Below are 2,500 nucleotides of genomic sequence, written 5' to 3' on the forward strand. Positions count from 1 at the left end.
AGGTCCCAGGGAGATCTCATCTTGAAGGAGGCTTCCCGCTTAGATGCTTTCAGCGGTTATCCCGTCCGAACATAGCTACCGGGCAATGCCACTGGCGTGACAACCCGAACACCAGAGGTTCGTTCACTCCGGTCCTCTCGTACTAGGAGCAACTCTTCTCAAATCTCCAACGCCCACGGCAGATAGGGACCGAACTGTCTCACGACGTTCTAAACCCAGCTCGCGTACCACTTTAAATGGCGAACAGCCATACCCTTGGGACCGGCTTCAGCCCCAGGATGTGATGAGCCGACATCGAGGTGCCAAACACCGCCGTCGATGTGAACTCTTGGGCGGTATCAGCCTGTTATCCCCGGAGTACCTTTTATCCGTTGAGCGATGGCCCTTCCATACAGAACCACCGGATCACTATGACCTACTTTCGTACCTGCTCGACATGTCTGTCTCGCAGTCAAGCGCACTTATACCATTATGCTCATTGCATGATTTCCGACCATGCTGAGTGCACCTTCGTACTCCTCCGTTACTCTTTGGGAGGAGACCGCCCCAGTCAAACTACCCACCATACACTGTCCCCGATCCAGATAATGGACCTGGGTTAGAACCTCAAACATACCAGGGTGGTATTTCAAGGATGGCTCCACTCCAACTGGCGTCAGAGTTTCAAAGCCTCCCACCTATCCTACACAAGTAGGCTCAAAGTTCAGTGCAAAGCTGTAGTAAAGGTTCACGGGGTCTTTCCGTCTAGCCGCGGGTACACTGCATCTTAACAGCGATTTCAATTTCACTGAGTCTCTGGTGGAGACAGCGTGGCCATCGTTACGCCATTCGTGCAGGTCGGAACTTACCCGACAAGGAATTTCGCTACCTTAGGACCGTTATAGTTACGGCCGCCGTTTACCGGGGCTTCGATCAAGAGCTTCGCCGAAGCTAACCCCATCAATTAACCTTCCGGCACCGGGCAGGCGTCACACCCTATACGTCCACTTACGTGTTTGCAGAGTGCTATGTTTTTAATAAACAGTCGCAGCCACCTGGTCACTTCGACCGGCCTCAGCTTAGGGAGCAAGTCCCATCACCAAAGCCGGCGTACCTTCTCCCGAAGTTACGGTACCATTTTGCCTAGTTCCTTCACCAGAGTTCTCTCAAGCGCCTTGGTATTCTCTACCTGACCACCTGTGTCGGTTTAGAGTACGGTTCACTATTGCCTGAAGCTTAGAAGTTTTTCCTGGAAGCATGGCATCAACCACTTCGCCCACTAGTGGGCTCGTCATCAGCTCTCGGCCTTAGGGACCCGGATTTGCCTAAGTCCCCAGCCTACTACCTTAAACACGGACAACCAATCGCCGTGCTGGCCTAGCCTTCTCCGTCACTCCATCGCAGCAATAGCAAGTACAGGAATGTTAACCTGTTTCCCATCGACTACGGCCTTCGCCCTCGCCTTAGGGGCCGACTAACCCTGTCCCGATTAGCGTTGGACAGGAACCCTTGGTCTTCCGGCGGGGAGGTTTTTCACCCCCCTTGTCGTTACTCATGTCAGCATTCGCACTTGTGATACCTCCAGCAGACCTCCCGATCCACCTTCAACGGCTTACACAACGCTCCTCTACCATGCAACAAAGTTGCATCCGCAGCTTCGGTTATCAGTTTGAGCCCCGGTATATCTTCCGCGCGGGCCGACTCGACTAGTGAGCTATTACGCTTTCTTTAAAAGATGGCTGCTTCTAAGCCAACTTCCTAGCTGTCTGGGCCTTCCCACATCGTTTCCCACTTAACTGATATTTGGGACCTTAGCTGGCGGTCTGGGTTGTTTCCCTTTCCACGACGGACGTTAGCACCCGCCGTGTGTCTCCCGCGATTGCACTCCTCGGTATTCGGAGTTTGCATGGGGTTGGTAAGTCGGGATGACCCCCTAGCCCAAACAGTGCTCTACCCCCGAGGGTGAGACGCGAGGCGCTACCTAAATAGCTTTCGAGGAGAACCAGCTATCTCCCGGCTTGATTAGCCTTTCACTCCGATCCACAGGTCATCTCCTAATTTTTCAACATTAGTGAGTTCGGTCCTCCAATTGATGTTACTCAATCTTCAACCTGCCCATGGATAGATCGCCGGGTTTCGGGTCTATTGCCTGCAACTGAACGCCCTATTAAGACTCGATTTCTCTACGGCTCCCCTAAACGGTTAACCTTGCTACAGACAATAAGTCGCTGACCCATTATACAAAAGGTACGCAGTCACCCCGAAGGGCTCCTACTGCTTGTACGTATACGGTTTCAGGTTCTATTTCACTCCCCTCTCCGGGGTTCTTTTCGCCTTTCCCTCACGGTACTGGTTCACTATCGGTCAGCTGGGAGTATTTAGCCTTGGAGGATGGTCCCCCCATATTCAGTCAAGATAACACGTGTCCCGACCTACTCGATTTCACTAAATGTGCCTTTTCGTGTACGGGGCTATCACCCTGTATCGCGGAACTTTCCAGGTCCTTCCACTAAGACATAAA

The 2,500-nt window shown here is 52.6% G+C and carries 1 rRNA gene (cut by a window edge); it reads right to left on the reverse strand.

The features are described from left to right. Positions 1-2,500: ribosomal RNA gene (locus ABEA58_RS13990) — 23S ribosomal RNA — on the reverse strand (its annotated part continues 273 nt past the right edge of the window); the annotation flags it as partial.

This window comes from Microbulbifer aestuariivivens (assembly GCF_039545115.1).
GTDB lineage: Bacteria > Pseudomonadota > Gammaproteobacteria > Pseudomonadales > Cellvibrionaceae > Microbulbifer > Microbulbifer aestuariivivens.